Source organism: Arthrobacter sp. U41, from assembly GCF_001750145.1.
Lineage (GTDB): Bacteria > Actinomycetota > Actinomycetes > Actinomycetales > Micrococcaceae > Arthrobacter.
Map to the genome: position 1 here is coordinate 3,167,690 of NZ_CP015732.1, position 26,594 is coordinate 3,194,283.

The 26,594-nt window shown below is 65.4% G+C and carries 28 protein-coding genes and 2 pseudogenes; 15 read left to right on the forward strand and 15 right to left on the reverse strand.

Going from position 1 to position 26,594, the window contains the following annotated elements; translation table 11 throughout:
• Window position 1 precedes the first annotated feature (1 nt).
• From ASPU41_RS14395 to ASPU41_RS14405, 3 genes are all read left to right on the forward strand, one after another.
• Entirely contained in the window at window positions 2-1,207 is a 1,206-nt protein-coding gene (locus ASPU41_RS14395) for an IS110 family transposase (protein WP_083266529.1), read from the forward strand.
• Window positions 1,208-1,306: 99 nt separating this feature from the next.
• A complete protein-coding gene (locus ASPU41_RS23070; protein ID WP_197515666.1) occupies window positions 1,307-1,810 on the forward strand; it encodes a transposase in 504 nt (167 codons plus the stop codon).
• Window positions 1,811-1,827: 17 nt separating this feature from the next.
• On the forward strand, window positions 1,828-2,814 hold the full coding sequence (locus ASPU41_RS14405) for an IS3 family transposase (protein WP_231941082.1): 987 nt from the start codon (window positions 1,828-1,830) through the stop codon (window positions 2,812-2,814).
• Between the two features lie 182 nt (window positions 2,815-2,996).
• On the opposite strand, the gene ASPU41_RS14410 is transcribed toward ASPU41_RS14405, so the two are convergent.
• Genes ASPU41_RS14410 through bioB form a run of 6 tightly spaced genes read right to left on the reverse strand, consistent with a single transcriptional unit; the run spans window position 2,997 to window position 8,664 of the window.
• Entirely contained in the window at window positions 2,997-4,229 is a 1,233-nt protein-coding gene (locus ASPU41_RS14410) for a cytochrome P450 (protein ID WP_231941083.1), read from the reverse strand.
• Window positions 4,205-4,882, reverse strand: coding sequence for a dethiobiotin synthase (bioD, locus tag ASPU41_RS14415; RefSeq protein WP_069951495.1), 678 nt, complete (start codon window positions 4,880-4,882; stop codon window positions 4,205-4,207). The genes ASPU41_RS14410 and bioD overlap by 25 nt, the downstream gene beginning before the upstream one ends.
• Complete coding sequence (locus ASPU41_RS14420; protein WP_069952713.1) at window positions 4,879-6,036, reverse strand: 8-amino-7-oxononanoate synthase; 1,158 nt, start codon at window positions 6,034-6,036, stop codon at window positions 4,879-4,881. Before ASPU41_RS14420 ends, bioD begins: the two co-directional genes overlap by 4 nt.
• 8 nt (window positions 6,037-6,044) lie before the next feature.
• Window positions 6,045-7,385 carry an adenosylmethionine--8-amino-7-oxononanoate transaminase gene (locus ASPU41_RS14425; RefSeq protein ID WP_331712760.1) on the reverse strand — a complete coding sequence of 447 codons (1,341 nt, stop codon included), beginning with the start codon at window positions 7,383-7,385 and terminating at the stop codon, window positions 6,045-6,047.
• A gap of 17 nt (window positions 7,386-7,402) precedes the next feature.
• On the reverse strand, window positions 7,403-7,642 hold the full coding sequence (gene bsaP / locus ASPU41_RS24070) for a biotin synthase auxiliary protein BsaP (RefSeq protein WP_083266530.1): 240 nt from the start codon (window positions 7,640-7,642) through the stop codon (window positions 7,403-7,405).
• Complete coding sequence (gene bioB / locus ASPU41_RS14430; RefSeq protein ID WP_069951497.1) at window positions 7,639-8,664, reverse strand: biotin synthase BioB; 1,026 nt, start codon at window positions 8,662-8,664, stop codon at window positions 7,639-7,641. The genes bsaP and bioB overlap by 4 nt, the downstream gene beginning before the upstream one ends.
• A 542-nt stretch (window positions 8,665-9,206) precedes the next feature.
• Here bioB and ASPU41_RS22715 point away from each other — a divergent pair.
• Window positions 9,207-9,791 carry a hypothetical protein gene (locus ASPU41_RS22715; RefSeq protein WP_157357009.1) on the forward strand — a complete coding sequence of 195 codons (585 nt, stop codon included), beginning with the start codon at window positions 9,207-9,209 and terminating at the stop codon, window positions 9,789-9,791.
• On the opposite strand, the gene ASPU41_RS14435 is transcribed toward ASPU41_RS22715, so the two are convergent.
• Window positions 9,679-10,862 (reverse strand): IS3 family transposase gene (locus tag ASPU41_RS14435; protein ID WP_157357008.1). Its coding sequence is split into 2 segments (ribosomal slippage): window positions 9,679-10,601 and window positions 10,601-10,862, totalling 1,185 coding nucleotides; the frame shifts between segments, so codons are not numbered across the junction. The two genes, ASPU41_RS22715 and ASPU41_RS14435, sit on opposite strands and share 113 nt — an antisense overlap.
• Before the next feature lie 101 nt (window positions 10,863-10,963).
• Here ASPU41_RS14435 and ASPU41_RS14445 point away from each other — a divergent pair.
• Complete coding sequence (locus ASPU41_RS14445; protein ID WP_157357010.1) at window positions 10,964-11,347, forward strand: hypothetical protein; 384 nt, start codon at window positions 10,964-10,966, stop codon at window positions 11,345-11,347.
• Window positions 11,348-11,788: 441 nt separating this feature from the next.
• Window positions 11,789-12,232, forward strand: a complete 444-nt coding sequence (locus ASPU41_RS14450) for an ester cyclase (protein WP_069951499.1) — start codon at window positions 11,789-11,791, stop codon at window positions 12,230-12,232.
• 210 nt (window positions 12,233-12,442) lie between these two features.
• Here the strand turns inward: ASPU41_RS14450 and ASPU41_RS14455 are convergent, their stop codons facing one another.
• Entirely contained in the window at window positions 12,443-12,727 is a 285-nt protein-coding gene (locus ASPU41_RS14455; RefSeq protein ID WP_157357011.1) for a helix-turn-helix domain-containing protein, read from the reverse strand.
• Window positions 12,728-12,732: 5 nt separating this feature from the next.
• The gene (locus ASPU41_RS14460; protein ID WP_069951501.1) at window positions 12,733-13,047 is read right to left on the reverse strand and encodes a hypothetical protein; all 315 of its coding nucleotides are present in this window, start codon (window positions 13,045-13,047) and stop codon (window positions 12,733-12,735) included.
• Between the two features lie 84 nt (window positions 13,048-13,131).
• On the opposite strand from ASPU41_RS14460, the gene ASPU41_RS14465 reads away from it, so the two are divergent.
• The 3 genes from ASPU41_RS14465 to ASPU41_RS14475 all read left to right on the forward strand — a co-directional run bounded on the left by ASPU41_RS14465 (window position 13,132) and on the right by ASPU41_RS14475 (window position 15,439).
• Complete coding sequence (locus ASPU41_RS14465) at window positions 13,132-14,010, forward strand: hypothetical protein (RefSeq protein ID WP_069951502.1); 879 nt, start codon at window positions 13,132-13,134, stop codon at window positions 14,008-14,010.
• 50 nt (window positions 14,011-14,060) lie between these two features.
• The gene (locus tag ASPU41_RS14470) at window positions 14,061-14,516 is read left to right on the forward strand and encodes a hypothetical protein (protein ID WP_197515667.1); all 456 of its coding nucleotides are present in this window, start codon (window positions 14,061-14,063) and stop codon (window positions 14,514-14,516) included.
• Window positions 14,517-14,833: 317 nt separating this feature from the next.
• Window positions 14,834-15,439: a hypothetical protein gene (locus ASPU41_RS14475; protein ID WP_069951504.1), complete on the forward strand. Its 606-nt coding sequence runs from the start codon at window positions 14,834-14,836 to the stop codon at window positions 15,437-15,439.
• Window positions 15,440-15,617: 178 nt separating this feature from the next.
• Here the strand turns inward: ASPU41_RS14475 and ASPU41_RS14480 are convergent, their stop codons facing one another.
• The 6 genes and pseudogenes from ASPU41_RS14480 to ASPU41_RS22720 form a co-directional block, all read right to left on the reverse strand.
• Complete coding sequence (locus ASPU41_RS14480) at window positions 15,618-16,715, reverse strand: phosphodiester glycosidase family protein (protein WP_231941085.1); 1,098 nt, start codon at window positions 16,713-16,715, stop codon at window positions 15,618-15,620.
• Window positions 16,716-16,818: 103 nt separating this feature from the next.
• Window positions 16,819-17,289 (reverse strand): annotated as a pseudogene (locus ASPU41_RS23470) (SPOR domain-containing protein); the annotation flags it as partial.
• A gap of 1,075 nt (window positions 17,290-18,364) precedes the next feature.
• Window positions 18,365-18,877, reverse strand: coding sequence for a universal stress protein (locus ASPU41_RS14485; RefSeq protein WP_069952714.1), 513 nt, complete (start codon window positions 18,875-18,877; stop codon window positions 18,365-18,367).
• 309 nt (window positions 18,878-19,186) lie between these two features.
• Window positions 19,187-19,422 (reverse strand): annotated as a pseudogene (locus tag ASPU41_RS22125) (AMP-binding enzyme); the annotation flags it as partial.
• 50 nt (window positions 19,423-19,472) lie between these two features.
• On the reverse strand, window positions 19,473-20,675 hold the full coding sequence (locus tag ASPU41_RS14490; RefSeq protein ID WP_157357013.1) for an MFS transporter: 1,203 nt from the start codon (window positions 20,673-20,675) through the stop codon (window positions 19,473-19,475).
• A 55-nt stretch (window positions 20,676-20,730) separates the two neighbouring features.
• Window positions 20,731-20,976 carry a hypothetical protein gene (locus ASPU41_RS22720; RefSeq protein WP_157357014.1) on the reverse strand — a complete coding sequence of 82 codons (246 nt, stop codon included), beginning with the start codon at window positions 20,974-20,976 and terminating at the stop codon, window positions 20,731-20,733.
• A 376-nt stretch (window positions 20,977-21,352) separates the two neighbouring features.
• Between ASPU41_RS22720 and ASPU41_RS23475 the strand changes: the two genes are divergently transcribed.
• The 6 genes from ASPU41_RS23475 (at window position 21,353) to ASPU41_RS14515 (ending at window position 26,575) form a co-directional block, all read left to right on the forward strand.
• The gene (locus tag ASPU41_RS23475) at window positions 21,353-21,529 is read left to right on the forward strand and encodes a hypothetical protein (protein WP_231941087.1); all 177 of its coding nucleotides are present in this window, start codon (window positions 21,353-21,355) and stop codon (window positions 21,527-21,529) included.
• Between the two features lie 9 nt (window positions 21,530-21,538).
• Complete coding sequence (locus tag ASPU41_RS23480) at window positions 21,539-21,778, forward strand: MFS transporter (protein ID WP_069951507.1); 240 nt, start codon at window positions 21,539-21,541, stop codon at window positions 21,776-21,778.
• A gap of 1,069 nt (window positions 21,779-22,847) precedes the next feature.
• Entirely contained in the window at window positions 22,848-23,378 is a 531-nt protein-coding gene (locus ASPU41_RS14505) for an OsmC family protein (RefSeq protein ID WP_083266532.1), read from the forward strand.
• Window positions 23,375-25,015, forward strand: a complete 1,641-nt coding sequence (locus ASPU41_RS14510; RefSeq protein ID WP_069951508.1) for a sodium:solute symporter family protein — start codon at window positions 23,375-23,377, stop codon at window positions 25,013-25,015. Before ASPU41_RS14505 ends, ASPU41_RS14510 begins: the two co-directional genes overlap by 4 nt.
• A 349-nt stretch (window positions 25,016-25,364) precedes the next feature.
• A complete protein-coding gene (locus ASPU41_RS22135) occupies window positions 25,365-25,808 on the forward strand; it encodes a hypothetical protein (protein WP_157357015.1) in 444 nt (147 codons plus the stop codon).
• A complete protein-coding gene (locus ASPU41_RS14515; protein ID WP_069951509.1) occupies window positions 25,808-26,575 on the forward strand; it encodes a hypothetical protein in 768 nt (255 codons plus the stop codon). The genes ASPU41_RS22135 and ASPU41_RS14515 overlap by 1 nt, the downstream gene beginning before the upstream one ends.
• The last annotated feature ends 19 nt before the right edge of the window (window positions 26,576-26,594 follow it).

A 26,594-nucleotide genomic window follows, 5' to 3' on the forward strand; every position in this document is an offset into this window, starting at 1 on the left:
TTTGGCGAAACTCTGGGCCGGTATCGACGCCGGCAAAGCCCATCATCACTGCGTCGTGATCGACGCCGACGGAGCACGGCTGCTCTCGCAGAAAATCCCCAACGACGAACCGGCCCTGCTCGAGCTCATCGCCGACGTCCTGAAACTCGCCGGCGGGGATGAGGTGATCTGGGCAACGGACCTGAACCACGGGGGACCGGCACTGCTGATCGCGCTGCTCGTCGCCCACGGCCAGAACATCCTCTACATCCCGGGCAGGGTCGTCCACCATGCCTCCCGCCTTTACCGCGGCGAGGGCAAAACGGATGCCAAAGACGCTGCTGTGATAGCTGACCAGGCCCGGATGCGCCGGGATCTGCAGCCGCTGCGGGCAGGGGATGAGATCAGCACGGGGCTGCGGATTCTTACCGCCCGCCGGGCGGATAAATCCGCGGACCGGGTCCGGGCGATCAACCGTCTGCAGGCCCAGCTGCTCGAATACTTCCCGGCGCTGGAGCGGGCTTTTGACTACAGCCGCTCCAAGGCAGCCCTGTTGCTGCTCACCAGGCACCGGACCCCGGAGGGGATCCGCCGCACCGGCCAGGCCAGGCTCCAGGCGTGGCTGAAGAAACACGGTGCCCGTTCGTCCGCCGCGGTGGCCCAGGCCGCCGTGGACGCCGCGAAATCTCAGCACACCACCGTGCCGGCCCAGCACGTCGGGGAGTTGATCGTCGCCGCCCTCGCCGAGGAAATCATCACCCTGGACAAGGAACTGGCCGACCTCGACGCGCTGATCAGCGAGAAGGTCATCGAACACCGGCACGCCCGGGCCCTGTTGAGCATGCCCGGCTTCGGGCCCGTCCTCGCCGCGGAGTTCCTCGGCGCCACCGGCGGGGACCTGGAAGTCTTTGAAACCGCGGACCGGTTTGCCGGCGTCGCCGGACTCGCACCCGCACCCCGGGACTCCGGCAGGATCACCGGCAACCACCACCGCCCCCGACGCTACGACCGGCGGTTGCTGCGCGTCTTTTACCTCTCGGGCCTCTCGGCCCTGAAAAGCTGCCCCGCCTCCCGGGCCTACTACGACCGCAAACGCGCTGAAGGCAAAACCCACATCCAGGCCATGCTCTCCCTGGCCCGCCGCCGACTGAACGTCCTCTGGGCCATGCTCCGCGACGGCACCACCTACACCCCGGTCTCCGCTCAGGCAGCCCGCCTGGCTTCCTGAGCTGCCCAGGTCCCGCGACGGGGGCCCCTATCGGCCAGACTCGTTAGAGACCGCTTCTTGAACGAGAATAGAGGCTGGAGGCAGGAGGGAAACTTCACCATGAATACATCCACACCAGCAGGGACTGGACAGCCCGTACCGGAAGAAATAGCCAGCCAGGACCAAGGATCAGCGGAGCAGGGCCCGCGTTCCAACCGGTCGGCACGCAGGACCTTTACCGCCGAGTTCAAACGCGCGATCGTCCAGGAATACGATGCGGCACCGAACGGTTCCAAGGGCGCAGTGCTACGCCGCGAACGGCTCTACGATTCCCATATCCAGGAATGGCGGGCCGCGTTCGATGCGGGCAGGCTCGCGAAGCCGGCGGCACGCCGGGGCCGGCCGAAGAACACGGACGAGCAGGCCCAGATCGCCCAGCTGACCAAGGACCTGGTCGCGGAGCGGGCCGCACACGAGCGGACCCGCGGGAAGTTGGCTTCCTCGGATGCCGCCCTGGATACCTTGGGAAAAGGAGTCGCGTTCTTGGAAGCTCTCTCATCGAAGAACGCGCAATCACCAGCACCGCACACCAGTCGTGGCAATCAGCAACCGCAACGGAACTGACCGGGCACCTCGGGGTGGTGAGGGCCTGCAGGCTGGTGGGCCGCTCCCGGGCCACCCATCACCGGCAGGCCGCGCCCAAGCCCCGGATGCACGGGCCCTGGCCCAAGGCCCAGCACCCGGCGGAGCTCTCGCCGGCCGAGCGTGCCGAGATCCTGTCGGTGCTCAACCGCCAAGACTACGCGAACCTTTCACCGACCCAGGTCTATGTCCGTGAGCTGGACGAGGGGCGGTACTGGTGTTCGCAGCGCACCATGTATCGCGTGCTGGCGGACGCGAAGATGGGCGGGGAACGCCGACGGCAAGCCACTCATCCGACCAAGGTGATTCCGGAGCTCATGGCCACAAAACCGTGCGAAGTGTGGTCCTGGGATATAACGAAGATGCGTGGCCCGGCGAAGGGAATCTGGTATCACGCCTACGTGGTGCTGGATATTTTTTCCCGTTACGTGGTGGGCTGGCGCATCGAGCGTATCGAGGACGGCCAGCTGGCCGCGGACCTCGTGCAGGAGATTGTCGCCGAGACCGGTGGTAACCCTCCGGGGTACCTGCACGCCGATGGTGGGGCGGCGATGACGTCCAAAGCCCTTGCCTCGATGCTGGTGGACATGGATATCACCAGGTCGCATTCCCGAGCCCATACATCGAATGACAATCCGTTCAGCGAGGCCCAATTCAAGACCATGAAATACACCTCTGACTACCCGGAACGGTTCGACTCCGTGAACGAGGCCAGGACCTGGATGGAAGGATTCACCGCCTACTACAACCACGAGCACAGGCATTCCGGGATCGGCTATCACACCCCGGCCAGCGTGCACTACGGCACAGCCGAGGACGTGCGTGAACAACGCCAGCACACCCTGGACCGGGCGTACGGCGCGCATCCCGAGCGGTTTGTCCGCCGTCCTGCCGCACCTCCGCTGCCGCTGAAGGCGGCGATCAACGACCCGGCAAAAAGAGCCGCGCCCTCGGTGCATTTACAACAACCACTACGTCTCATTTGATTTGACAAATTCCGGGCGGTCGGGGTGGGCTGGCTGGGCGCTGATTCCGCGCGTTGGTCCTGGAATCCGGACCCGTGCTGTTGAGGGGTGCGCACGGAGCCGGTCCCTGGTGGTTGGTTACGTCGCTGGCGGTACGAGCTTGAATTCCGCCGATTTCGTTCCTCTCAGCAAAGTCAGGGCGGTCAGAGTGGCTGGTCCATCACCGTCACAGCCCGAGGGGCTTGGAATGACAGGAGCCGGATCCAGTCTGGATTCACGTCCCGGAGCTGTATTCGCGAAAGTGCCGCGGCGGTTTCCTGGACAATGATGGCGGCCTCGAGTTCTGCCAGTTTGGCACCGAGGCAGCGGTGGATGCCCGAGCCAAAAACCAGGCCGTATGTGGTCGGTGGTTTGTGCTGGGGCTCTTGAGTTCGGGGAGAGGAACCTCGGATTTCGGCTGGTACCGTGACGTGGTTGCCACTCAGTTCGAGGAGGATTTCGGTGCCAGCAGGGATCGGGGCTCCCTCAAGGCTCGTGTCATGGGCTGCCACTCGGCGCCAGGTCGGGACGGATGATTCGGTGGCGAGCACGTGCCGGACCGTGCTCCTGGAGCCTTCTTCGGATGCGGCGTCTTTCCAGCCCACTGGGTTGGATCCTTCAAGGAGTCGGAACAGGGTGGTGCTGATCAGCTGGGTGGTTGTTTCCTGTCCGGCGATGAGCAGGAAGTAGCCGAGCGAGCAGATCTCGGGGGTTGACAGGCCGTGTTCAGCCAGAGATTTGAAGAGGTTGCGTCCCGGTGCCGTCATGGATTCTGCGACGAGTTTGCGGAGCCAGACGTAGAATTCGGCGGCGCTGTGGGCGAGTTCGAGTTGCCGGGCTTCGTCGGGCCAGCCCCAGAACAGCTCCATGGAGTGAAGACTCCAGCGTTTGAGGTCTGCAAGGTCCCGTACGGGCAGCCCGAGGAGTTCGAGCATGACGATTGCCGGCGGAAACGCCGCGACTGTCTGGACGAGGTCCACATGGCCGGACCTCGCGAGCTGGTCCGCGGCGTTCCTTGCCGCTTCCTGTGCCAGTTCCCGGATCCGCGGCTCCATGGCCGCGACTGTGGCGGGCGTGAAAAACCCTGCCACGGTCTTGCGGATCCCGGCGTGCGTGTCGGTGTCGTTGCTGGCCAGCACGGGAGGCAACGCAAAGCGAACGCGCTGCAGCACGCGCAGGGCAGGCCCTGCCAGGGGTGTCACCGCGACGAGCGCATTCGCGGGGCTGAAGTCGACAGGCCGGTGCAGGACCTCGCGGACCGTGTCAGGGTCACGCACCACGAGGTACGGGCAGCGCGGCTGCTCGGGGGTCTCCCGCTGTCCCGGGCATGCTGTCAGCGGCTTCGCGTGTCCCGTGGTCGTTGATGTCGGGGTCATCCGGGTAGACCGCTCAGCCATGCAGCTGCTCCGGCACGGAAAGCGGCCGGGGACAGTCCGGAGGCGTGCCCGGGGAGGGCGCCGAGGAAGGGCACCGACAGCGATCCGAGCACCTGTCGGTTGCTGTGGTGTACGACGTCGGGGTTGCCTGGCCAGCTTCCCAGCACTACGCCGAGGACCCGGAGGTCGCGGGTGTGCAGCGCTTCGAGGGTCAGGGCGGTGTGGTTCAGGGTGCCGAGGTCCGGCCGGGCGACGACCACGAATGCCGCTGCCAGGAGCGATCCGAGGTCCGCCAGGGTGCAGCCGTCGGAATCCAGCTCCACCAGCAGGCCGCCTACGCCCTCAACCAGGACATGGTCGTGGGACGCGGCGAGCTCGCGGACCCTCCCGGCGTGCGCAGACACCCGGGGGAGGGGTGTTTTATCGATGGCGGCTGCCGCTACGGGTGCCAATGGCTCCTGGAGAACCACCCCGGTTTCTGCTGTCACGGCGCCTGCGAGCCGGATGATTTCGGCTGTGTCGGAATCGCCGGCGGCAGATCCTGACTGGCAGGGCTTGTAGACCGCGACGCTGCGCCCTTTTTCGTGGAGGGCGGCGGCGAGGGCCGCCGTTGTGATGGTCTTGCCGACGCCGGTGTCCGTTCCGGTGATCATGATGACATCGGGCAGGTTCATGGAAGTTCCTCCAAAATGCTGCGCAGTACTGCGCAGCTGTCTTCGATTTCCTGGGGCGTAAGGGTGGCCCGGGCGGTGAGCCGCAGCCGGGAAATCCCGTCCGGAACGGACGGGGGGCGGAAGCAGCCGATCCGAACGCCGGCGGTGCGCGCGGCCCCGGTGGCTGCCAGGGCCGATTCGGCCGACGGCATGGCGATGGACTGGACCGCCCCCGCCCCGTGCTCGACCTCAGCGCCGCGGGCTGCAAGGGCCGGTTCCAGTCCGGCGGCCAGCGCCGCAGCATTGCTTCGGACGGATCCGGCCCGCCAGGGTTCCTCGCGGATGATCCGCACCGCGGCGAGGGCCGCCGCTGCAGAGGCCGGCGCCAGGCCGGTGTCAAAGATGAAGCTTCGGGCCCGGTTGACGAGGTGTTCCCGCAGCAACGCGGATCCCAGGACCGCCCCGCCCTGGGATCCCAGGGCCTTGGACAGCGTCGCGGTCACGATCACGTTCGGATGCCCGGCGAGGGCTGTTCCGGCTACCGAGCCGCGGCCCTGAAAGGTGCCGGCGCCGGTGACTCCCAGGCTGTGCGCCTCGTCGATGAGCAGCACCGCGTCGTACTGCACGGCCAGGGCCAGCAGACCCGCGAGCGGGGCTTCGTCGCCGAGGACGCTGTAGAGGGATTCGATGGCGATCAGTGCGCGCGGCTCCGGCCGGCCGGCCAACAGACGGCCGGCGTCCTCCACTCTGTTGTGGGTGAACGATTCGGTGCGGGAGCGGCTGAGCCGGAATCCGTCGATCATCGAGGCGTGGCAGTGTTCATCCGCGACGATCAGGGTCCCCGGACCGCCCAGCGCGGTGATCACACCCATGTTCGCCAGATAGCCGGAGGAGAACACCAATGCTGTCTCCATACCGGCCAGCATGGCCAGTTCCTGCTCGAGGTCCAGGTGCAGCCGGGTCGTTCCGGCGACCAGCCGCGAGGACGTGGCTCCCGCACCCCACATTGAGGCTGCCGCCGCGGCGGCCTCCGCAAGCCGCGGATCCGTTGCGAGGCCCAGATAGTCGTTGCTGGCCAGGTCGATGAACTGTTCGTCCGCGGCGCGGGGGAGCGGGCGGCGGACCAGACCACGGCGGTCCCGGACGGAAGCCTGCCGTTCAAGCCACCGGGTCATCGAGGTGCTCATGCTGCGTCTCCGGAGCGTTCCGGGCCGCGTTCGTGGACTTCGGTGACGGCAGCCGTCATGCCTGCGGTGATCTGTTCGATGTCCGCCGCGGTGCTGACGTACGGGGGCATGGTGTAGACGAGGTTCCGGAAGGGGCGCACCCAGACCCCCTGCCGGATGGCAGCCCGGGTGACGGCGGTGACGGCGACGGCGTCATGGAGTTCGATGACTCCGACGGCGCCGACGGTGCGGACCTCTGCCACGGACTCAAGTCCCCGGGCGGCGGCGAGCCCGGATGCCAGGCCCGTGCCGATCCGGGTGACGTCGGCGCGCCAGGCACCGTCGTCGATGATGCCCAGGCTTGCGTTGGCCACCGCACATGCCAGCGGGTTGCCCATGAAGGTGGGGCCGTGCAGCAGCGCGCCTGCTGGCCCGTTGGACACGGCACTAGCGACGTCTGCGGTGCAGAGCATGGCGGCCAGGGTCAGGTATCCGCCGGTCAGGGCCTTGCCCACGCACATGATGTCCGGGACCACGCCGGCATGGTCGGCGGCGAACAGCTCGCCGGTGCGGCCAAAGCCGGTGGCGATCTCATCGAAGATGAGCAGCAGACCGTGCCGGTCAGCTGTCTGCCGCAGTACTGTCAGGCATTCGGCCGGGTAGGGATACATGCCCCCGGCGCCCTGGAGGATAGGTTCGACGATGATCGCAGCCAGCTCCCCGGAACGCGCTGCCGCGATGCTCTTGAGCTCGGAGGCCCACGCCTGGATCGTTTCCGGGGTTGCGGACGCCGCGGCCGGGGGCCGGGGAGCAAACACGTTGCCGCCCAGCAAACCGGGGAAATCCGCGTGCATCCCGTCCACGGGGTCACAGACCCCCATGGCCGCAAAGGTGTCACCGTGGTATCCGCCGCGGATGCTCAGGAACCGCTGCCGCTGCGGGTGGCCGGACGCGGTCTGGAACTGCACTGCCAGCTTCAGCGCGACCTCCACCGATACCGAACCCGAGTCCGCGAGGAACACCCGGTCCAACCGTGACCGTCCTCGTGCGGAAGGGGCCATATCCACCAGCCGCTCGGCCAGTTCCACCGCCGGGGCATGGGTGAGCCCGCCGAACATCACATGGCTGAAATCATTGAGTTGCCGCTTCGCGGCCGCGTCCAGTACCGGATGGCGGTAGCCGTGGATCGCCGACCACCACGAGGACATGGCATCAATGACCTCATGGCGTGTGCCGTTTTCGCTGCGGAGCCGCAACCGCACACCGTCGGCCGCCTCGACCTCCCACAACGGGAGGTTGGGGGACGCGGGGGCGTACGGGTGCCACAGGCGTGCGCGGTCCCGCTGGATCAGGCTCATCGGAGCCGCAACCTGCGTCATCGGATGAGTACTCCGTGGCGGGAACATTCTGCGCTCCAGCCGGTGGGCGTGACCTGGACCTTCATCCGTCTCCTGCAGTGGGCGCAGTAGCGTGGCGGTTCCAGCGTCAACAGCTCGACGCAGCGCCGGTGCTCATCCCACGCCGGGAGGCGGACGTCGTCGGGCTCCCCGCAGTGTCCGCAGAATGGGCCGTTGCTCGAGCCGGTCCGGGCCCCGGCGGCCGGGACCGTGTTCATAGTGACTTCTGGAATTCCTTGATGGGCATGTTCAACTCGACCAGCAGGTTCAGGTCCGCGTCGGCGGCCCGGCCCAGGGTGGTCAGGTAGTTCCCGACGATGACGGCGTTGATGCCGCCGAGCAGGCCGTCCCTGGTTCCGAGGTCACCGAGGGTCAGTTCGCGGCCGCCGGCGTAGCGCAGCACGGTCCGTGGCATGGCCAGACGGAACGCAGCGATCGCGCGGAGGGCGTCCTTTCCGTCCATGATCCCCTGGTTTTCGAGAGGGGTCCCGGGCCGGGGGTTCAGGAAGTTCAGCGGGACCTCGTGGGGTTCGAGGGCGGCGAGCTGGGCGGCGAGTTCGGCGCGCTGTTCGAGGGATTCGCCCATGCCGATCAGGGCGCCGCAGCAGAGCTCCATGCCGGCGGCCTTGACCATGTTGCAGGTCTCGAGACGCTCCTCGTAGCTGTGCGTGGTGACCACCTCGGAAAAATAGCTGCGCGCTGTTTCCAGGTTGTGGTTGTAGCGGTGCACCCCCCAGGCGGCGAGCTGGTTCACCTGATGCTGGGTCAGCATGCCCAAGGAGCAGGCGATGTTGATCTCCACGGCTTCGTTGATACGGTCTATCGCGAACTTGATCTGGTTCATCAGTTTGATGTCGGGTCCACGGACGGCGGCCACGATGCAGAATTCGGTGGCACCGGTCGCGGCCGTTTCTTTTGCCGCCTTGACCAGTTCGGGAATGTCCAGCCACACGCCCCGGACGGGGGAATCGAAGAGCCCCGACTGGCTGCAGAAATGGCAGTCCTCGGGGCACCCGCCGGTCTTGATGGAGATGATGCCTTCGACCTCGACGTCCTCACCGCAGTGCCTCAGACGCACCTCGTGGGCCAGCTGCAGCGCCGCCGGAAGGGCTTCATCGGGCAGGCGAAGCACCTCCAGCAGTTGGCCCTGCGTCAGCCCGCGTCCTTCTTCAAGGACCTGCTCTCTGGCTGTTTCGAGAATCTCGTACCGGGTAATCGCCGGATGTGCCGGAATCGTCATTGATCGTCCTTTGCGCTGCTTGGTTGCGGGTATGCCGTAGAACTGAGGCTAGTTTCCTGATCAGGACAGGATTTTGTTGAGTATCTACAACCGGGCGGTTGAGGCCTTGGTCCGGCCCTCACCTTCAAGCGACCTGCATCCCGGTGTCTGGTCCCCGCGCCGAAAGCCCTCAGACTGCGTGAATCGCTCGACTCCCAACCCCCTACGGAGACGTCGGACGCTGGGCGGCGGCGGGGAGGAAAAGGACCTCGCTGCGCTCGGACAGCACAAGCATTTTTTCTTTTTTGCTGCTGTCCGTTGGATCATACGTGCCCGCTCCACCGGCTCAACCGTCCTGCGGACGGCCGCGCCACGGCTGTCTTGGGTTCGGCGCTGCGCTTATTTCCTCACCCAATCCATCCGTTGCTTGCCCTTCGGTTGCCCCGGTTCCGTCGGGCACAGCTACGCGATGCTCCGCCAGCAGGCAAAAAACATGGTGGGGGAGAGGGATAGCCGGTTGTTCAGGTGCCCGCCCCGCCCGAGCGAAACGGAGCAATCACCTCATGAACACAGCAACAACCACCCGCCGTCTGACCGACGACACTGCTGAACTTTTGACCGCACCGGCGCTTCCGGCCGACGACCGGGCAGGAGACGGATATGACTGGATCGCCGCCCTCGAAGGCACGGCGTGGTCCGTGCTGCCGAACTGGGCCAGCGAGGGCTGGGACGCCGGATCCTGGCCGTACATCATCTTCGCCGTCGCCCGCAGCCGTGACGTGAGCGGGGAACTGTTTGGCTACGGAACCTACGTCGAGGGTGACACCTCCACCCACTGGTTCCGGTCCCAGGACGCCTGCTTCGAAGCCATCACCGCCGAGGTCTTCTTCCACTGGGCATCAGGCCAGTCCGACGGCCCGGACAGCCTCCCCGCCACAGCCGCGGAACTGCCGGACCAGGACCGGAAGCCCTACCCCGGCTGGACTATCTCTGGGCTGCTGCGGGGATTTCGGACAGCGGAATTAGTGGATTCTTCTACGCTGCCAAGGCTGGCTGTTGATAACCATAGTGGACTTCGTTGGGCCGGCGGTAACCGAGCGCGGAGTGACGGCGCCGGCTGTTGTAAAACCCCTCGATGTAGCGAATGACGTCGCTCCGGGCTTGTGATTTGGTCGCGTAAACGGTCCGGTAGACACGCTCGTTTTTCAGGGCGGAGAAGAACGATTCGGCCATGCTGTTATCCCAGCACACGCCGGTGCGTCCCATCGAGGAGCGCATACCGAGGCCGGCCACCAGGGCCCTGAAATCCGTCGAGGTATAGACGCTGCCCCGGTCGGAGTGCCAGATCGCGGACGGCTCGATCCGGGTTGTCGCGGCGGCGTTCCTAAGCGCATCGGTCACGAGCTCGGTGCGCATGTGATCGGCGATGGACCAGCCGACGACTTTCTTTGAGTAGCAGTCGATGACGGTGGCGAGATAGACGAACCCTTGCCAGGTGTGGATGTAGGTGATGTCGCCGACGAACTTCACTCCGGGGCGGTCGGCGGTGAAATCCCGGTTGACGAGATCGGGCATGCCCGCGGCGGCCTCAGCGTCAGCCTCGGTGGTGATGCGGAACGGCCGTGGCTGACAGGCCACCAGACCCTGGTGGCGCATGATCTGCCGCACCAGCTCGGGAGAGCACTCGGTCTGTTCCGCGGCGAGATCGGCGTGGATGCGCCGGTACCCGTAGGTGCCCTCGGACTCCTCGAAGAAGTGCTGGATCCGTGCCGTCAGGGCCTGCCGGCGCCCCGAGGTGGCAGATTGCGGACGGGTGGCCCAGTGATAGAAACCGGAGGTTGAGACGGCCAGCCAGCGGCACATTTTCACCACCGAGTTTAGATTGGCGGGCTCAGCTTTTTGGGAATCGATGAATTCATACTTGCTCACTACCGCTGCTCCCGCGCGAAGTAAGCGCTGGCTTTTTTCAGGAAGGCAGTCTCCGCCCGCAGCTCTTGAACTTCACGCTCGAGCTCCCTCAGCCGGGCCCGTTCCGGCACCGTCAGATCCACCTCTGTCCCGCCGTTGGCCTCGCGGTACTTGACCAGCCAGTTGCGGAGCGTCTCGGGCCCGACACCGTAGGCGGTGGCGACGTCCTTGATCGGCTTGGACGTGGTGATCACCTCGCGGCACAGCTCGTCCTTGAACTCCTGGGGAAAACGCTTCCGTGATGCGGTCATGCTGATCTCTACTTTCGGTAGACCCCCATTTTAAGAGGGCCCACTGTCCGAGATCTCCGCGGCAGCCCAGTCCGGCCGTTGCCGCCGCCGTACCCGTGCCCGTGGACGGGGAGTTCTCTTGGCCCTGTCCGGACTTCGTTGCCGATCTAGACGTCACGGGCAAGGCGGGAACCATCGTCCTGCCCGGTGACCGTCTGACCTTTACCGGTCCCGACCTGAGGGTCACGGTATCGGGTCCGACGGGGAAGTCCGTTAGCTATGTCATCACCGGGGCGACCCACGTTCAGATCCTCGCCGACGGCGGACAACTTGTCACAGCGACCGGAAGGAACGTCGTTCTGGTTCCCGAGACCGAGGACCATTCCGCGGGGCTGTTCCTCACTGTCGGCACCGTCAGTTGGACCCTCAATCCTGACGGCTCGGAAAATACGCTGTTCTCCGGCGAGGGCAAGGTGACCGACGTCTGCGCGCTGGTGGCGCCGTAATCCCCAATAGGACACGAGGCACCCCCGGCCTTCGCCGGGGGTGCCTCTGTGCGGTCGTCAAGTTATTGGCACAGCTTCGTGGTTCATTCGGTTTGCGCGGCCGGGGCCGCGGGCAGGAACTGGCTGGCGCCGGGGGCAGTTCCTCGACAGCCAGATCGAGAGCGTCCGCCGCCTGGTCGACGCCGGCCCCAGGTGGCCCGTGACGTCGGCATGTCCCGGGCGACTTGTACCGGCGCGTTGGCGGGCCTCGACGCCCGGCAATGTCACCTCAAGACTCAGTGAGGCAGACCGGTAGAAGTGCGCTGCGTATTGCTCACTCCGGCAGGCATTGACACTCGTTCTTGCCCGGGCGTGTACTTGAATCGGCTTCTGTTTGAACAGGAGCCCAGCCTGGGGCGGCCCGCCCTTCCGTGAGGCAGCCCGTAGACGGAGGTCGAGAAAATGGGACAGGCACGCGAGGTCATGGACCGCTTAACCATGGCCATGACGGCGAAGGATATAGAGACGCAGGCGGCGTGTTACGCCGCGAATGCGGTGGCTGTTACTCCCGATCAGGGCGAGATTGTCGGGCCGGAAGCCATTAGCAACTACTTGTCGCAATTTGGGGAATCGTTCCCTGACGTTGGCTATGAGTATGTGCAGAAGTATGAGGCTGGAAATGTGGCGATTGATGATGGCTTTGTCACTGGAACGAATACAGGACCGCTGGCCTTGCCGTCCGGGGAGAGCCTGCCTCCCACGGGCAAGAGCATCAGGGTGAGGAGTTGCGACATCGCGCACGTCGAGGACGGCCTGATTACACAGCACAAGTTCTACTTTGACCAGATGGAGTTCCTGGGACAGCTGGGCCTGCTCCCTGAATCCCTGTCCAAGCCAGGGGCCTGAAGGGGAGCCGGCGCCGACGAGGGAGGCAGAGCGCACTTGCTAGCGTGCGAGGGTCTTCAAGCGGCTCTTGCACCAATGCTCAACGGCGGGGACAAGGATGACCTGAATGGCGAGTGCGGCGCACTCCGCTGAGTCCGGATGTGAGGGCCGCGGAGAGCCCGGCATGGCCCGCCGGGTCGTGGCTGCCCGGCTAGTCGGGTCTTAAGGAATTCAGTTAGTATCCCGGATAAGTACAAGGCGGCGCTTTGCGGCCAGCTGGGCCGTCTCGTTGAAAAGGGCCAGCACCGGGACGCCCAGGGCCGCCGAGATTGACTCGACGTCATCCAGGGTGAGCGGGGCATCGTCGCGCAGCCGCTTCGCCATGTAGTTCTGGGAGACACCGGCCATGGCGGCCAGCCGATTGCCGGACAAGTGTTGCCGTCCCATGTGGCCGCGAATGGCCTCCGACATCGAACTGGCCATGACGCCGGAACATTCCATGGAACCTGACGGCATGCCGGCTACTTCCCCAGGGCCTGAAGATCAGCGGCCAGTGCCACCAGCCCCGACGTAGGCGGCTCCGGCTCGCCCGCAGTCCCGCCCATTCTGTCCCCGAACCATTTGTGCCAGACGGTGGCGACGACCTCCGGCGTGATGGGCGTGCCGGCGGCAATCAGCGCCGCGAAGTCTTCCATCTCCGGGTCGTACTCGTCCTCCGGCGCCCCGTGGTCCATCACGTCGAGCAGGTCGTGGGCGTTCAGGAGCTCGGTGATGGCGGTGGCGCAGTCGGGCGTATTCCGGGGTGATGGTGTCCATGGCGGCCAGTCTATGAGCAATCGGGACCGCCTGTTTGAACGGGCAGGTGCCCGTCCCTCACCGCTCTCGATGTGTACGCTTCGAGAATGACATTGGGGGATTTCATGACTAACTATCGCGACTTTAGCGAAGCCAGGGCCGCCGCGGCTCTTCAGGAGTATCTCGACGAACGCGGCCCGGCACTCGAACGGCTCCGGGAGCGGCTGCTGGCAGATGGCCAGAACCCGGCAGTACTCCTCGACGGCACACCAGAAAGCCTCGTTCCCCTGTGGCGTTGGATGCTGTCCCGCCTCACACGCCAGGACGCCCCCGGCGCTACCGACCCCAACTCCGCGCCTCCGGAGGAACTGCCCTCATGGGAACGGTACAGACCCGGGACGGAGCCGATTCTGTCGCTGGAGTCGCTGACGCTCATTGACGGGCTGGTGTCCTACCTCGGGGAAGTGGTGCAGGAGCGTGCACCGATGGCCCGCTGGGAGTTCGCTCGCCATCGCATCAAGGGCTACCTGCTCAACAAGCACCCGGTCCTGGTCAGCGGCACGGGAGAGACCCACAACTTCCTGCCCATGTTGCCCCTGATCGACGCGCGTGGTGTCCTTCACGGGGTACGGGAGTCGCCGGATGGCACGATGTTGGACTATGCGCGGCGGCTCATCGAACAACTAAACGGGCCCGGGGAAAACACCGACTGGCTGACGGAACCGGAGCCTCCCTTCGAGGTGGAGGAAATCCGTGACGAATCGGGCGGGTACGACTTCGAGATCGGCCTGAGCGAGGAGATCGCCCACGTCTATTCACTCAAGGTCGACTGGCTGGTCCGCAAGCTATCCCGCGAGGACGGCGTCATCGAGGCCTTCCGTGAGGACCGGGAAGTCATCCTGGTGCGGGCACCGTCATGGAGCGCTGCCCAGCTCGAGTCGTGGCTGGTGCCGCGCCTAAAGAACGGATGGATCTCCGCCATCATGCGCAAGATCCGGCAGTAGTAAAAGTCCGGAGGCGGCTGGTCGGTACAGTCCAGACCATGGATACGAACGTGGGAATTCAGGCAGATGGTCGGTTGCAGTCGCTGTTGGATGCGGCCGAACGGGGCGAAAAGTGCCCCGACATCTTTCTCCTTGTCGGCGGTTGGGTCGTCCAGGGACGTTCGGTGAGCACGGCCGAGTTCATGAACATCACCTACTGGGACTACCACCGGCAAGTGGCTGAATCCCGGGAGGCGCGCAAGATGAGTAAAAGCGTGGAAGAACGGGACCGGCTCATCGGACAGCACCTCGCCCCCGTCATGGAAGCGTTTGGGAACCCGTCCCCGCAGGACGGCATGGCGCTGAGCATCGCGAACGCCACTGTCTCTGGACTGGCTGGACCGAACCTCCAGGTGCCCGCCCTTCGGGTGCCGATCGGAGCCGTCCAGACGTGGTGGGCGGCAGCGGCCACGGTCGACCTGAGCCGCGGGTACAGCGGCGGCGTTGCGGTCGGCTTCGCCTTCTAGTCACTGGAGGGCCGAGGGAATTTGGGCTGAACCTGAGGCGAAGTAGGTGCCAGAGTTTCCGTCCCCGGTGCGCCTGCTGGCATCCCGCCGCGCGTCTGCTTGCATGGAGGCATGACTGAGCAGCCGCCGGCAGCAGTAACCGAAGACTGGACCGGCTGCAGGCAGCGCTGGCCGCCGCTGTTCCCGCCCGGACCGATTCGAACCTCCTAGTCGGGACCTGGAACATCCGTGCCCTGGGCGACCTGACCGCCAAGTGGCTGGCCGGGCCCAAGGACTCACCGAAGCGTGACTGGCATGCCAGCGCCTGCCTGGCCGCGGTGATCACCCGGTTCAACGTCGTCGCCGTCCAGGAGTCCCGCCGCAAACCCGTGGCCCTGAAGCGGCTTATGGCGACCCTGGGCCCGCACTGGCAGGTCATCATCTCCGACGTCACCGAAGGATCCGCCGGCAACGGTGAACGCCTCGCGTTCCTGTACGAGAGCAACCGGGTCCAGCCCTCGGGCCTGGTCGGGGAGATCGTGCTTACCCCGCTCGGGGATGACCCGAAGCGCCAGTTCGCCCGCACCCCGTACACCGCCAGCTTCTCCCGGGCCGGCGTGGAATTCACCCTCGCCTCCGTCCACATCCTGTGGGGCAAGAAACCCGCCGAGCGCCTACCTGAGATCACCGCCTTCGCCCAATGGATGCGTGACTGGGCCGTCCGGCCCAACGACTGGAACTCCAACCTCATCGTCCTCGGCGACTTCAGCCTGGACCGGATCGGCGACCCGCTCTACGAAGCCTTCATCTCCACGGGTCTCTGGCCGCCTGCGGAGCTGAACGCCGCCCCCGGACGATTTTCGATGACGACAAGACCCGGCACTTCTACGACCAGCTCGCCTGGTTCTCCAAACCCGACGGCACTTCCCTGCTCCGGGGCCTGACCTACGGGCAGCGGGCCGGATCCTTCGACTTCATCCCGCACATCTACCGGGGGCTCACCCGCAGCGAAGTGTCCTGGCGGATCTCTGACCACTACCCGCTCTGGTGCGAGTTCCGGCTGGGTCAACGGAGAAGACCCCGCCCGCGACAACAGGTGCCGTGGGTGGGGTTCGACCGGGCCTAGCCTTTGCGGCCGGCCAAAATGAGGAGTGCGTCTCCGGCCGGGCGTTCACCGGTTTCGTCGGAGGGGGAGTTTACGACCTGGCCGTCCTGGACCATGGTGGTTGATCCTCCGCCGTCGAGGTTGATCGCGTCAACCATGCCCAGTGAGCGGGCCACGTCGGCGGCTTCTTTGATGCTCAGTCCGAGGGACGTCGTCTGGCGCCCGTCGGCTGTGACCAGGAGGGTGCGGCCCTGGGCGTCAACGCCTGCAATCGTACGCGGGTTGCGCTTGTGCACCCACCCGTAGAAAAAGGAGTTGCTGTCGTCGGTGCGGACCATGCCGTCGCGCCTGGCGGTCACGTTGAGCTCACCGTTTTGGACGAGTGTGGGTCCGCCGTTGACAACGTCGGTGGTGGCGCTGGTCTTGAGGAGCTTTCCGCCCTCGTTGAGGAGGTCTGTCTCTACCTTGAGCTTGGAGCCGGGTTTAGCCAGGGCGGCGAGCTTGTCGACGTCGGTTCCGATCGCCTGCAGGGTGTGGCCGCCGGCCGGGACGGCGGTGCCCCGGGTGTTGTTCACGGCGGTGACCGTGCCGTGGGCGTCGAGGACGGCTTCAAGTCCTGGACCGGACGGTGTCAAGGCGCCGAAGTCAGGGGTGAAGGCGACGATCTCGTTCGCGTCGGTGCAGGTGAAGTCGTGCAGCGGCGGGTTCGTCGGAGTGTCGTCGGTGCCGCCGCAGTTGCGGATGAGGCCCGGCACCCGGTTCAATCCGTCCAGAGCGAGCGTTGCTGTGTTGCCGGGGGCCGTGACTGTGCCGTGCCAGCGCAGTCGCTGGATGGAGGTCTCGTTCTTGGCGCCGATGACCAGGGAGGGCCGGTCCCCGACGGGCTCGCTGAGGACCTTGCCGTCGTGTACTGCCGCGCCTGCGGGATCGCCCGGGGCTCCGGCGGCAGGGTCCATGACGAAGTAGCCGCCGTTGGTCGCAGCGAGGGCGCCCGATGCCGCCGCGAGCTGGCTGGTCTTTTCCCGGTCCTCGAGGTTGGGGCCGAAGGAGGACGTGAGGTCGCCGCCGGAACTCCTTGGGGTCGATAGTGAGGACCTCCAGCTTCCAGGGCCCATGGTCGTTCTCGCTGGAGTTTTCGTCGCCGTCCCAGCCGGTGTAGATCACCGAGGATTTGTAGCCGGCCGCCTTGACTTGAGCGACTGTCGCGGCGCCGTCGGCTTTGGCCGTGAAGTGTCCGGCACGCACGCGGTAGCCGAGATCCCCTCCGGCGTCGGCCAGCTGCGGTGACTGGACATGTTCGACGCGGGCAACAACGCCTGCGGCGTTGAGCTTGTCGGCGACCTTCTGGGCCTGCGTTTGGGTGGACAGCGCTGACGCCGGCGCGTCCGGATCCGGGGAGGTGGACGGAACGGCAATCTCAGCGGTCCAGAAGAAGTCCTGGTTGGGGGTTCCCCGGGTGATGGATGTCCGAGTCAGGCCGGGGGCCAGGGTGGTGACGGTGAGGGACTCCGGGAGGCCTGGAGCACCCAGATCGAGTTTGGCGGACGGGTCTGGGGTGACGGCAGCAGCGTGGAGTGCGGTGCCCGGCGCCGTCGTGGAGGCACCGGCGGGGGCAAGGAAAGCAACCGGCAGGGTCACGGCCAGGGCGGCGATGGCAGCATTGCGGAAACGATGATTGGGTGTGATCATGATCGAGACGCTACGGTGCCGGGGGACGCGGGTTTCAACGCACACGCCGCAATTCACGGTGTCTTCGCCATGTGTTCACGGCGGATCCAACACTCACTTCGGTGTTGTTGGCGTAGCCGTCCGCCAGTCTCGCGAACTATAGGTCATACTACATCTGCTTTGCGGTTCCCGTTTTTCGAGGAAACGTGCTCAAAAATGTCTCACGAACCCGGTACAGATTGTTGTCTCAGATGCCCTCAAGGAAACCCGGACCCGAGCTGTCACGAAGCTCGGTAAGACGGCATCTCCACCTCAGACCACGCAAGCGAAGGGGCCGAAACGCTCGGATTGGTCATCCCCAGGCTTAAGTAACGGCGCAACGCAGAGCCTTGGGTGCCCCACTTCTGCAAGGGCGGCCAGTGAGTGTCGGGTCATGCAGCTACGTACCCGTTTGCTTATGAGATGTTCGGAAAGGAGGAACGAACAGCCATGACTCATGTCCACTCCCAAACTGTGCAATGCCACCTCGGTGGGTATCTGATAGCAGTCGTCACCGACGCTTCGGAGAACATTAGGCCAGAGCGGAGCCATCACGTGCAGCGTGAAACTGTCGTTGCCCGCACTGTCACGGCAGACGTTTGGGCCGGCAACAAAATGGGCAAAATCAGGGTGTGTGCACAGTGTGCACACCCTGAGCTTCGGATCGGATCGTATATCGGCCGGACTGGGCCGGACTGCGGAGGTTTTCGGGGGAGTGGCGGGAATTCAAGTGCTGGAACCTGGGGTGACCGTGGTCGGCGACGGACGTCGTCGGTGAACGCCCACGCGGCCGGATCGGGGGAGGGCGAGGGTGCGCGGGACCTGGCTCCCGCAGAGCACGAGTTCAGCCTCAATCATGCTCGACAGGACAGGTGAGCGCGGGATTTCCGGGGCCATAAAACACCACGTGGATCCGGTATTCGTTGTCGTTTTCCGCCAACGGCGGGGAGAGCGCAGAGGCGCCGGTTATCGGCTGGACCACGAGTTCGACCAATCCGGCAACCGAGTGGACGGAGCGGCGAAATGAGAGGGACCCGGTCCTGTCAGAAGCCGTGTCTCACGGCTTGAGAGGTGGAATCCCGGCTTTTTCGGGGGTCTCTCCTTTCGCCCTGGAGCCCTTCCATAGATGATGGGAGCGGTGGCTGCTTTCGGCATGCAGCACTAAGACGGGGCAGTCCGCGTGGGCAACACATGCAGAGCTCACGGAGCCGAGGTGCATGCCCAGGAAACCCCCATGGCCCCGGCGTCCAACCACCAGCAATGAAGCGCCGGCCGCCGCTTCCACGAGCTTCGCCGCAGCCGGTCCGCGGACCAGCTGCGAGGTGAGTCTTTCCGGAGTCTCCTCACCGAACGCCTTTTCCAGGGCGTCCGCAAGAGTCTTCGCCGCAGCCGCTTCAAACCGGGCGAAATCGGGTGGGACATATCCGGCGTAAATCTCCGGAAAATCCCAACAGGCAATAGCGACGATGGTGGCGTTCAGGGCCGGCGCCAGCTGCGCCCCCAGACGGAGCGCCTGGATGGACGATTCCGAACCGTCCACCCCGACAAGGACTTTCGCTTCCGCATCCATGATCATTCTCCTTCGAAGGTGAATCCCCTGGTTGTTCCTAGTTTGCAGCTCCCGCTGGTGGTAGCTGTGTGCCGAGCATATGCGCACCCGCAGGCGAACGGAACTGCCTACGGATGTTTGTCGGGATGAGTCGGGCATGACATCTTCGACAATGCCCGTCGTGTCGGCATAGGTCATTGTCGATATGAACGTCCACCGCCCTTCCGGCCAGGGATACCCGTTCCCCCGTGCGGCGCATCCCTGGGATTGCGGCGCGCCTGTTATCTATCCCTTGCTACGCGTTCTTTGCGGGTGGGTGGGGCTATTTCTTCAGTGATTGGACGATCGTGGCCATGTGTTGTCGGCCAAGGTGCTGGCGCCGCCCACTTCCCTCCGCGATGTCCTTGAGCAGCCAACATGATTTTGCCCGAGCGGGTCTTGGGCAGTTCGGGCACTATCAGGATGGTCTTGGGCTTGGCGTTCGGCACGGTCTCTTTGCTGACGTGGTCCCGGAGCTCCTGGACGATCGCGTCCCCGGTGCCCGCGGCGTTGCCGCTCAGGATGACCCCACCCGGTCACAGGGCGCATGTACCGCGGGCCTATGCAAAACCGGAGGTCAGGTGTTGTTCCGTTCGGGTCGGGCCCGGTAACTTTTCTGTCCTGACAAGAATACGGCGGCCATGGTGAGGGTGGTGGCGGCTGCGGTGAAGAGCAGGGCCTGGGGGTAGCCAATGGTCGGGGCTATGAGGGCCAGCAGGAATGGTACCGCCAGTCCGGAGTAGGCGAGGCTGTAGAACAAGGCGATTAGCGCGCCCAGCTGCTCGGGCGCAGCGATTTCCTCGACCTCCCGCAGCCCGACAATAAGGCATATTCCATAGCCCGCCCCTAGTATTAGGGCCGCCGTGGCCGCGGTGGCAATCCCGGGGAAGGCGGTGGCGAACGCTGCCGCGGCGCAGCCCGCAGCCACAATGCCAAGGCCTGTTACCGCGGCGGTGGTGCTGCCGCGGGCCGCCCCGGCCTCGTACAGGCGCCGGCCCAGACGCTGGGAGACCACGCCCGCGGCGAGGGCACCGGCGGCGAGCAGTCCGGGAAAAGCCACACCGAGTACACCCGTGGGTCCGGTTCCGTGCCCCGGAAGGGTGGTGAAGACCAGCGTGACGCTGCCGAAAACCCAAGGCCCAAGCGGCACAACCACGAGGCGGAACCGCGCCGAGGAGGCCGACGGCGGCAGCAAAGGACCCGGAGGATCTGATTTCCTGGCACCTGACACAGTCTCCCGGGCGCGCGGGAGCATCAGCAGGGCACTCCCGGCCAGGGCCAGGTGCACAATGTAGGGCAGGACCTGCGGCGCCGGCCCCCACTGCGCCAACGGACCGGCCACGAGCGGGCCGATACCGAACCCCGCTGTCAGCGCCAGCGCCGCCCGGCGTGCGCCGGCACCGGCACGTTCGTCTCCGGAGAGCTCCTTTACCCAGGCGGTGCCGGCCGTGAAGACCGTTCCGGAGACCAGCCCGGTCAGCAGCCTGCCTGCGTACAGCCCGGCCGTACCCCACTGCCCGGTCATCAAGACGGCTGTAGCCAGCAACGACAGTGCGGTGAAGGCCAGTAACACTGGACGCCGTCCCCGTCTGTCGCTGATCCTTCCGCCGAAGATCAGACCAGGGATCAGGCCCAAAGCGTAGACGCCGAACACGGCGGTCGCATCCGCGTCCGTGAGGGCGAGGGTGCGGCGGTAGAGCGCGAGCAGGGGAACGAACTGGTTCGCCCCGTAACCGGCGGCGAACATCGCAAGGGCCGGCCACCGCCATTGTCCCCTCACGGACGCGGCGTCACGGCGCGGTCTCCTGCAGCGAGGGTCTTCGCCAACAAGGGGGTCAGAGGCTGGAATGGCCGGCAAGGGCTTCCTCCAGGGCGCCTTTGCGGGCCAAAAGCGTCCGGTCCACTCTGGCTGGGTCCTCACCACCGCGTTCCCGCACCGCCGCGGCTACCTCGTCCAGGGGACCGCGCCGTCGGCTCACGAGCTTGAGTCTGACCGAACGTGCGGCCAGCTGCAATGCCAGCGTCGCACCGCTACCGCCGCCGGGCCCCGTGGGCAGAATTGAACGGTCTTGCAGATCCATCGAGCGTCCCGTCAGAAAGCAAACAATAGTATGTGGTGTACGCGGCCCGGTCGCCGCAGGGACTGGGCCCGAAAGCCACAACCCCTGCCTGGGCGCCGGCATTTCTTCGCCTTCGAAAGCCACGGAGCTCATCGTTACCTCCCGTGGTCAATCCGTTGTCTCGCACAATGGTGGAATTTCTGAGGCCCGTATCGATTTGGGCAGCCCGGAGTAACGCGTTGGAGGACCTAGTGAGCCTGCCCAGGTGTTGTCCCCGGGCTTTGCAGACAAGGATACTGTGTGCCAACGGACGAGGCCGTCTTTGTCAACGTGAATGAGGCCAGTGAGTCAGGCGGCCTCGTTTGTTGTGGTCCTCCCGGCTGGATTGGCAGGGGCTATGAGTGCCGGGCCGACGACAACTGCTCGGACCAGCTCCGGTCTGGTCCTGGCGGTGCTGGCGGCCAGCCAGTTCCTGATGACTGTCGACAGTTCGGTGATGAATGTTTCGATGGCGGCCGTGGCCGCGGACCTCGGCACGACGATCACCGGCATCCAAACGGCCATTACCCTGTAAACGCTCGTCATGGCCTCACTGATGATCACCGGAGGCAAGGTAGGAACCATCTTGGGCCGCCGTCGCGCGTTTGCCCTCGGCCTGATCATCTATGCCGCCGGTTCGCTGACGACGGCGCTTGCGCCAGACCTTGGGGTGCTGCTTCTGGGCTGGTCCCTTCTGGAAGGCGACGGTGCAGCACTCGTTATGCCCGCGGTCGTCTCGCTTGTTGCGGCCAATTTCCCGCCCGAACGCCGTGCCGGGGCATAACGGGCTGGTGGCTGCAGCAGGTGCCATGGCCGTCGCTGCAGGTCCGATCATTGGCGGCAGTGACCACCTTTGCATCCTGGCGATATGTATTCGTCGGAGAAGTCATCATCGTGCTGACCATCCTGCCGGTCCTGCGCAGGGTCGAAGACGACCCACCGGCCAGGGTCAGGCTCGATTACTGGGGCTCTGCATTGTCGATAGTCGGACTGGGCATGATTGTCTACGGTGTGCTTCGTTCGGGTGAATGGGGCTGGGTGCAGCCCAAGCCCGGCGCGCCAACGGTCCTCGGCCTCTCCCCGGCGGTGTGGCTGCTCATCGGCGGGCTCAGCGTGTTCTTCGCTCAATTCCTCATTCAGGCTGGCGTGTTCTTCACCATCCCACTGTTCCTGTCGGTGGTGTTGGAGCGCTGGGGGCACTGTCGTCCCAGCTGGGGGCCATCACGGTTTCCGCGGTGCCGGACTCGCAGAGCGCGGAGGTCGGCGGGCTCCAGAACACGGCCACCAACCTCGGGCCTCCCTGGGGACCGCCCTGATCGGGTCGGTCCTCATTGCCACGTAGAGCGCCTCGTTCATGGACCCGTCCTCGCACGCTGCGCAGGCCGCCAATGCTGACAAGCCACGATAGGCTCTGGGCCTGCTGCGTCGTTGGGCAGCCGGTGACCGAGTGCGGAGTGACGACGGCGGCCGTTAAAGGCTCTCGTAGCGGCCGGCCGCAGTTCAGGCACCGCTGGCAGCAGTCGTGGAACCGGCCTCGATGACACACCGCCGGCTGCTGTTCCAAGTCATTGGATGACGGGTTTGAAAAGCGCGGCCCCTTCATCGGTTGTGAGTCGTTTATTACGGCGCGGTTTGGTGTCCGGTACGGATATGCCGTTATGTGGCGTGTACTGACCATCCCGAGCGGCCGAGAGACCTGGATCGATGACGCCGCAGCAACCCTGGTCACCGGGACCTTCCGTGGGTTCCGGTGATAACAAGGGGCAAAGCCGTGGGACGCGGTCTGACCTCGCAGGCCAGACCGGAAGGCTTGCTCCGTAGGGTGCTACCGCCAGGACCGATGGAGTGATCTGATGAACGCAGTGTCTGTCCCCGCGCCCGCCGCCGACCTGGCGGTGACGGTGCCCCGGCCCTGGATGAAACCGGTGCGTGCCGCCGGTTCCTGGCAGGGCTCAATGACGACCGAAGTCCAGGTGCGGAAGTTTAGCTTCCGCACAGACGAGCCCATTGCGGTGGGCGGCACCAACCAGGCCCCCACTCCGATGGAGGTCGTCGCCGGAGCGGTGAACGGCTGCATCACGGTCGTCATTGAGACGGTCGCCAAGGAACTGGGCATCAGGCTCGAGCAAGTAGAAACCGAATCTGTTGCCTTCATGGATTCTCGCGGTTTCCACGGCACTGCCGAGGTGTCGCCGCATTTCCATGACTACACTCTCCGGATCCGGGTAGTGACGCCGGAACCAAAGGCCTCGCTCGCCGGCTTCCGAGCACAGGTGGAAAAACGCTGCCCCGCGCTGAACCTTCTCCGTGATGCCGGCGTTCCCGTGGACCTGCTCTGGGAATTCTCCGTGGGGCCGCTTCCAGCCGTGGAGGCCAGCGAATGACCGCCCCCGGACTCTGGACGATCGGCCTGGCAGTCGGGTACACCCTGCTCCTTGCCATCGGTGGGCGCTATGTTCAGCGCCGGGCGGCCGCGGGGGAAGGCAACGGAGGCTTTTTCGTCGGCGGCCGCACGTTCAGCCCGTGGACCGTGGCTTTCTGCATCACCGGACTGTTTTCCGGCTCCTCCTATATCGCCATCATGGAGCTCAGCTACAGGACGGGAATTTCAGCGGTCTGGTATGGCGTGGCCGAAACGGTCCAGGTCTTGCTGATAGCGCTGCTCCTGGTGAAACCATTGCGCGAGAAGCTGGTCGTGACCGTAACGGGGATTATCGGTGACCGTTTTGGGCGGGCGGCGCAGGCCGTCGCTGGCATCATTACGGCATTCACCTTTCCCATGTGGTCTGTCGCCACAGCCATCGCCTTCGCCTCGGCCCTCCACGCCTTCACCGACCTGTCAATCTACGCCTCTATCATCGTCACGGCTGTGCTTCTGCTGGTCTTCCTCTGGTCTGGCGGGATGAGGGCCGTCGCCTTCACCCAGACCATGAACTGTTTCGTCTTCGTCGCCATGTTGATTGTTGGGGTGGCAGCGTTCCTGATCAATCCGGGCTTTGCAGGGCTCCGCCACCTCGCCCTTGAACGGCCGGGAATGCTTGATCTTTACGGCGCCGGTCCCACCCTCATCGCTGCCTGGTTCGGGACCTTCATCGTGAACGTGATCTTGGCCCAAGCCGCTTTTCAAATGACGATGTCGTGCCGGACGCCGGAGGAGGGACGCAAGGGTCTATTCATGGCCGCGAGCTTTGGCATCCCGCTGATCGTCGTCGGCGTTCTGCTGGGCACCGCAGCCGCCGTCGTCGTACCTAATCAGAACCTGCCCCTGGTGGCGGTTCCCGTCTATATCGCGCAGGTTCTTCCCGCGCCGCTTGCCGGCGTCTTCTTCTTAGGAATATGGGCCTGCGCTCTCGGCTGGGCGGGACCTTGCCAGTTCTCCGGCGCCACCAGCCTGGGCCGCGATGTGGGAAGCGCGTTGCGCCCGCGCGCCAGCGAACAGGATTTGATCCGTTACACCCGCTGGTCCCTGGTCCTGCTGACTGTCCTGATGATCGTTTTCGCTTTCCTGCGCACAGAACAGTCCGCTTGGTGGAACGTTCTGGCCTGGACTCTTCGCAACGGTGCGACTTTGGCGCCGGTTCTTGCAGCGTTCTTCTGGCCGCTGGCAACTCGCCGCGCGGCACTTGCGGCCATGCTTGTTGGCTTTGCGGCAGGTTTGATTTGGTACCAGCTGGGTGGATGGTCTCCGAGTAAGTTCCACCTTGGGATCCATCCGGTCTGGGTCGGGATGTCGCTGAACGTGGTGGTCCTGATCGGGGTCACCTTGGGCAGCGTTCGCTGGCGGGTCACGGGAAATGCCGTGCGGAGGCGGCGCGGATTTGTTGCCGCTGTGCTCTGCCTGGCCGTCATCGGGACGGCCGGTCTCAACGCGCCGTTGCTCGGGTCCTCCGGGTTTTTGGGGCTGGTGGCCTTCGTCGTCGTCGTTCTCGGAGCGATTGCCACGTTCTTGCTAACGCAGGCATCTGAGAGGCAGCAGGACAACGACATTCCAGCGAACAACGAACGTCGGGTCACCGTTTAGCTGACACAGGCCGCTGGCGAGGCCGTGCATGCGGAACCCCGGATCGCTCGCCGCTCAACAGCGGTCGGGCCGATGGGCGTTTCGGTGAACTGGTCCCGGGCCGCGGGTGAGCTGCCGCGGAGATCTCGGGATGTGCACCCTCTTAAAGATGATGTTCGTCATAACGGAATCAAAAGTCGAAGCCCCTCCAGCATTGCTGATGGGGCTTCCCCTTTGCCCTGACAGCCCGGCGTCAGCCGCGGCAGCCTGCCGCACCGGCCCACGCACACTCAGCCAAAGCCATAGAAACGGGGCCGCATCGCCCCAGCCGGGGTCGGGTACTCCGCCGACCTGGTTTGGTTGGTCAGTCATGATCTTCCTTCTGTTGTCGGGGGACAACCGCCGCCGGTCTGCCGGTATCCGCCGTCCTGGGCGCCTGCACACCGACTACCGCCACTCGCTGGACCTGCAAAACCCTTTGCCGCCGCCCTTCCTGCAGTCGTCGTCGGCCGCGACATCGACGACATCAACATCGATCGGCTCGCCGGTTCCAGCCACACAACCGAAGGTTTCTGGGCAGCCCCGAGGGCGGATATGGCTGAAGCTGATAGCAGTGGGACGTCGTTACATGCAGCGGGCAAGATCGACCGCACTTCTGCTACAACTGAAGAACCGCTGCCAACGAAAGGGCCGCCTCATCATGAGCAAGACCGCCGTGATCGACGCTGAAGTCCCCGCATCGGCACCGGCCGGTGAGCCGGCCGCTACCGGCAGCCACCAGGTCTGCGTGCGGCGTGCACGTTTGCACCCGTGATGACCACCAACGATACCCATGGAGTCCGGCGCCGCCCCATTCGGCTGCTCGCGGGCCTTGTCCTGCTTGGGATGCTCGCGTCAGTTCTGGTCCTCCTCGGGCCCGGCTTGCTCAACGGCTTGCTCGCCGAGGACGGTCCGCTGCGAGGGGGCCCGGCATGCACGGTCGAAACCGCGGAGGGAAAGATCGAGCTCCACCGCGAGGAGGCGCAGCTGGCCACGACGGCGGTGGCGCTCATGGCCCGTGGGGCAGAGGCACCGGACACTTCCGGCATCGACCAAGCGGTATTACAGCGGCTGGCCGACGGGCCACCCGGAGACGCCGGTGCCAGCCTGAGCTGTCGGGGACAAGCCTCCAGCGACCTTAGGGAGGAGCAGCCGGGTGCCACCGGTCTGACACCCCGCGCCCAGCAGTTGCTCGAGGCCATGACCGGGGTGTTCGACAAACAGAGCCTGGGCGGGTACGCGCCGGGCGGCGTCGGCCAGGGGCACGGAGCGGACTCGACACACTATGACGGCCGGGCGATCGACATCTTCTTCCGCCCGGTGACGGAGGAGAACCGGCGTGAGGGGTGGATACTGGCCCACTGGCTCGTGGCTCATGCCGGGGACCAGGACATCCAGTTCGTTATCTTCGACGACCGGTTCTGGAGCGCGCGCAGCTCCCGGGGTCAGTGGCAGGACTACGCCGCGCCTGACCCCGGTAACGAGATCCTGCGTCACCTCGACCACGTGCACGTGGATGTGCTGGGCGGCCGTGCTGAGTGAGGGGAAGACCTGCCGCCCG

Bases quoted from the DNA above. Each gene is read 5' to 3' on its own strand.
- ASPU41_RS23070 (WP_197515666.1), top strand. From the start codon at position 1,307: ATGAATACATCCACACCAGCAGGGACTGGACAGCCCGTACCGGAAGAA.
- ASPU41_RS14510 (WP_069951508.1), top strand. From the start codon at position 23,375: ATGACCGCCCCCGGACTCTGGACGATCGGCCTGGCAGTCGGGTACACC.
- ASPU41_RS14515 (WP_069951509.1), top strand. From the start codon at position 25,808: ATGACCACCAACGATACCCATGGAGTCCGGCGCCGCCCCATTCGGCTG.
- ASPU41_RS14480 (WP_231941085.1), bottom strand. From the start codon at position 16,715: ATGGGCCCTGGAAGCTGGAGGTCCTCACTATCGACCCCAAGGAGTTCC.
- ASPU41_RS22715 (WP_157357009.1), top strand. From the start codon at position 9,207: ATGAACACAGCAACAACCACCCGCCGTCTGACCGACGACACTGCTGAA.
- bioB (WP_069951497.1), bottom strand. From the start codon at position 8,664: ATGACGATTCCGGCACATCCGGCGATTACCCGGTACGAGATTCTCGAA.
- bioD (WP_069951495.1), bottom strand. From the start codon at position 4,882: ATGAACCTGCCCGATGTCATCATGATCACCGGAACGGACACCGGCGTC.
- ASPU41_RS14420 (WP_069952713.1), bottom strand. From the start codon at position 6,036: ATGACCCGGTGGCTTGAACGGCAGGCTTCCGTCCGGGACCGCCGTGGT.
- ASPU41_RS14465 (WP_069951502.1), top strand. From the start codon at position 13,132: ATGACTAACTATCGCGACTTTAGCGAAGCCAGGGCCGCCGCGGCTCTT.
- ASPU41_RS23475 (WP_231941087.1), top strand. From the start codon at position 21,353: ATGAGTGCCGGGCCGACGACAACTGCTCGGACCAGCTCCGGTCTGGTC.
- ASPU41_RS22720 (WP_157357014.1), bottom strand. From the start codon at position 20,976: ATGGATCTGCAAGACCGTTCAATTCTGCCCACGGGGCCCGGCGGCGGT.
- ASPU41_RS22135 (WP_157357015.1), top strand. From the start codon at position 25,365: ATGATCTTCCTTCTGTTGTCGGGGGACAACCGCCGCCGGTCTGCCGGT.
- ASPU41_RS14410 (WP_231941083.1), bottom strand. From the start codon at position 4,229: ATGGCTGAGCGGTCTACCCGGATGACCCCGACATCAACGACCACGGGA.
- bsaP (WP_083266530.1), bottom strand. From the start codon at position 7,642: ATGAACACGGTCCCGGCCGCCGGGGCCCGGACCGGCTCGAGCAACGGC.
- ASPU41_RS23480 (WP_069951507.1), top strand. From the start codon at position 21,539: ATGGCCTCACTGATGATCACCGGAGGCAAGGTAGGAACCATCTTGGGC.
- ASPU41_RS14485 (WP_069952714.1), bottom strand. From the start codon at position 18,877: ATGGATGCGGAAGCGAAAGTCCTTGTCGGGGTGGACGGTTCGGAATCG.
- ASPU41_RS14505 (WP_083266532.1), top strand. From the start codon at position 22,848: ATGAACGCAGTGTCTGTCCCCGCGCCCGCCGCCGACCTGGCGGTGACG.
- ASPU41_RS14450 (WP_069951499.1), top strand. From the start codon at position 11,789: ATGGGACAGGCACGCGAGGTCATGGACCGCTTAACCATGGCCATGACG.
- ASPU41_RS14455 (WP_157357011.1), bottom strand. From the start codon at position 12,727: ATGCCGTCAGGTTCCATGGAATGTTCCGGCGTCATGGCCAGTTCGATG.
- ASPU41_RS14425 (WP_331712760.1), bottom strand. From the start codon at position 7,385: ATGAGCCTGATCCAGCGGGACCGCGCACGCCTGTGGCACCCGTACGCC.